Annotated in this window: 3 protein-coding genes and 2 pseudogenes; 4 read left to right on the top strand and 1 reads right to left on the bottom strand. The window is 49.2% G+C overall.

What is annotated here, in order from left to right:
* Positions 1–102: 102 nt before the first annotated feature.
* The 4 genes and pseudogenes from C7B82_RS28785 to C7B82_RS28800 all read left to right on the top strand — a co-directional run.
* Complete coding sequence (locus C7B82_RS28785; RefSeq protein ID WP_106260542.1) at positions 103–459, top strand: hypothetical protein; 357 nt, start codon at positions 103–105, stop codon at positions 457–459.
* A 328-nt stretch (positions 460–787) separates the two neighbouring features.
* A pseudogene (locus C7B82_RS28790) lies at positions 788–1,111 on the top strand (Tn3 family transposase); the annotation flags it as partial.
* 231 nt (positions 1,112–1,342) lie between these two features.
* Positions 1,343–1,843 (top strand): Hcp family type VI secretion system effector, encoded by a 501-nt coding sequence (locus tag C7B82_RS28795; RefSeq protein ID WP_106260543.1) that lies wholly within the window; start codon positions 1,343–1,345, stop codon positions 1,841–1,843.
* Between the two features lie 239 nt (positions 1,844–2,082).
* Positions 2,083–2,265 (top strand): annotated as a pseudogene (locus C7B82_RS28800) (transposase); the annotation flags it as partial.
* A 9-nt stretch (positions 2,266–2,274) separates the two neighbouring features.
* On the opposite strand, the gene C7B82_RS28805 reads toward C7B82_RS28800, so the two are convergent.
* Entirely contained in the window at positions 2,275–2,475 is a 201-nt protein-coding gene (locus tag C7B82_RS28805; RefSeq protein ID WP_106260545.1) for a hypothetical protein, read from the bottom strand.
* Positions 2,476–2,671: the final 196 nt, after the last annotated feature.

Here is a 2,671-nt window from a genome sequence, read left to right on the forward strand (position 1 = left end):
CATTTTGGAACACCTCTCCAAACCGATTGCTACCTGACCCCAGATATTGCTACTTTTGTCAATGCGTAAGTCCTAACCTACAATAAGTCCTATGTGCAGCCCATGACCCAGAAGAAACGTACTTTCGTGTTGTTTCATCACGCAGCTCCCTTCGCTGTCACTAGATGGACAAACCTGTATTTCAAGACGGAAAAGCTGGGTTGCATCGGTGACATCATCGGCGGTCCTATCCAGGGGCAGTTCGGTAATTGGGTTAAGGATATCGCCATGCCCTCGCCTCGCCAGCATTTTACGCATACTTGGTACTGGCGCAAATCTGAGAATTCTGAACAAGACAATCACATCAAAGAGCTCGGTAATGCTCTACAGCTTGGCACGCGCACTGAACTAAAGAATCTGCTGAACGAAATACCTGCATTCACACTCTTGGATGAATCAAGCCCTTATCGACAGCGATAACCACATGACACTTACTGTACTTCAAGATATAGGGAGAAAATTGCTGGGGTGGTTACCAATTCGGGACCTTACCAAATCAACTATATTAATGTTGGTCCACGGCGAGGCCATGCTTCCTCCCACCCCGCTGGGAGTATAGCATAGTATTTTCCCTTGTATACTTTCCTGAGATCCCAGAAAAAGAGTTGTATGTCTCCATGTGTATTTAATCAGTGTATCCCAGATTTCAAATGGCTAACAGGCAGTTTGAGCTGCGCTCGCAGCGAGTCTTATCAACTACATAGTTGGGGTTGAGTTAAACTCAGCGGAGCAGTCACCCACTCCGCTGAGTTTAACTCAACCCCTGTTTGATGGCCAACGCGGCGAAGTGCGTCAACGTTATCGAGAAGGGCAGGAAGATCAGTTGGGTGCGCTGGGTTTGATTGTCAATGTGATCGTGCTATGGAACACCCTCTACATGGAGTCTGCCATTCACCACCTCCGTCAACAGGGAAGCGACGTGAGTCTTGAAGATATGGCACGCCTCTCACCCCTGGGCCATAGCAATATCAACATGCTGGGTCGCTATTGCTTTGAGCTACCGCAAGCCGTCCAACTCGGTGCCATGAGGTCTTTGCGTCTTGGCCACGAGCTCAATGAGCCGTTTACCTAGAGTGACTGTTCAACAACGAACTCTACCTTAGGGTGATTTTCCGTACGGCTACTCATTTAACCCCATTACGCCGCATCCAGATGCTAACCCTGCAACGAAGCAGAGCCAAACGAGTTGTAGACAAAGTAATCAACGTTGTTTTGTCTAAAAGCTCCAAGAACGCCTTCTACAGGAATTCGCCTGTTGGTTCGTGTTTGTACTCTCAACCCCTATCAACGGAGCAACAATCGTATGAGCCAAGTGGATTACTTTCTGCAAATCGACGGCATTGAGGGCGATAGCCAGGACGCCCAACATAAGGGCGCAATCGTTGTACAGTCCTGGTCTTGGAGTCAAGCCACGCCAGTCAACCTCGCCAGTGGAACCAGTGGGGCGGCGACAGGCAAGGTGGCTTTGCAACCGATGCAGTTCACCATGTCCACGAGTAGCGCCAGTCCCAAACTCTTTCTGGCTGAAGTTGCTGGGCAAGTGTTCAAAACGGCAACGCTCACGGGTCGACAGCCTGGAAAGAACGCCAACGGGTTCTTGAAAATCACCTTACAGTCTGTAATAGTGTCTGCCTTTGGTACGAGCAGCACCGACTCCGATCAACTGCCGATCGATCATCTTACCCTCAGCTATGGAGCCTTGGAGTATGCTTTTACGCCCCAGAAAGCCGATGGTTCACCCGCAACGCCAATCACGGCGGGGTGGAATACGGTCACCAACCAAGCAAGTTCTGCTACCCCCTAGCGTTGATTGACGCCGCTAGGGGGTAGGCATGACGAGCGAAGAAGACTTTCGAGGCAGTTTGGCTTCTTCCACCCGTCTCAAAGCCTGATGCTTTCCTTCTAGCAGACCATTTTTTATGCTCTTAAAGAAGGGCGATTTCAGAAAGCAAGGAGAAAGGGGCTGACTGGTTCCAAGACCTCAAAGCCAGAGAGCAGCGCATCAAACCCACATTGCGCCCTTTGAAGTGTCACAGTCAGAATTTAGGAAAATGTACGGTTGAACCAGTCATTGGCGTCATCAAGGAGACGCTTGGCTTTCGTCAGTTCTCGCTGCGAGGCTTGAAAAACGTTGAAGGTGAGTGGTCTTTGGGTTGCCTTGCCTTTAACTTGAAGCGATTACATAGCCTCATCGGGGTTGCTCAGGTTTCTCCGACAGGCTGCTAGGGCAGCCCTTTAAGCTTCAGGCGATAAGCGATAGCTAGTTTGCACAGCAGAGGCAACATAGGAAGCTTCCTGATGCTTGAGATCGTTCCAGATCTCTGCTGCTGCCTCGCCTTCATATTCAACAGGTTTCCCTGTAGTTGGCTCCAGAAAGAGCTTTAACTTGTAAGACTTGACGTTGTAAAGGTGAATCCCACTATTGCTATTAGACATATAGACTCTATAACTTTTTGACCATCTTGCCGCAAGAATGCATAAGTGGATCACCAAGCCAAAAATGTTACATAACTTATTAAATAGGCTCTAAACTAGCCCCCTTGTTGACTTAGCGGGCATGTGTTTAGCGTTGTTGTACGGGAATCAGTAACCCGGAATCCTTGGATCGGTGTTTAAGGTGGAAGAAGCCGAT

The organism is Stenomitos frigidus ULC18, from assembly GCF_003003795.1.
Classification (GTDB): domain Bacteria; phylum Cyanobacteriota; class Cyanobacteriia; order Leptolyngbyales; family Leptolyngbyaceae; genus Stenomitos; species Stenomitos frigidus_A.

Excerpts from the sequence above, each read along its gene's own strand:
- C7B82_RS28795 (WP_106260543.1), top strand. The coding sequence starts at position 1,343 with ATGAGCCAAGTGGATTACTTTCTGCAAATCGACGGCATTGAGGGCGAT.
- C7B82_RS28805 (WP_106260545.1), bottom strand. The coding sequence starts at position 2,475 with ATGTCTAATAGCAATAGTGGGATTCACCTTTACAACGTCAAGTCTTAC.
- C7B82_RS28785 (WP_106260542.1), top strand. The coding sequence starts at position 103 with ATGACCCAGAAGAAACGTACTTTCGTGTTGTTTCATCACGCAGCTCCC.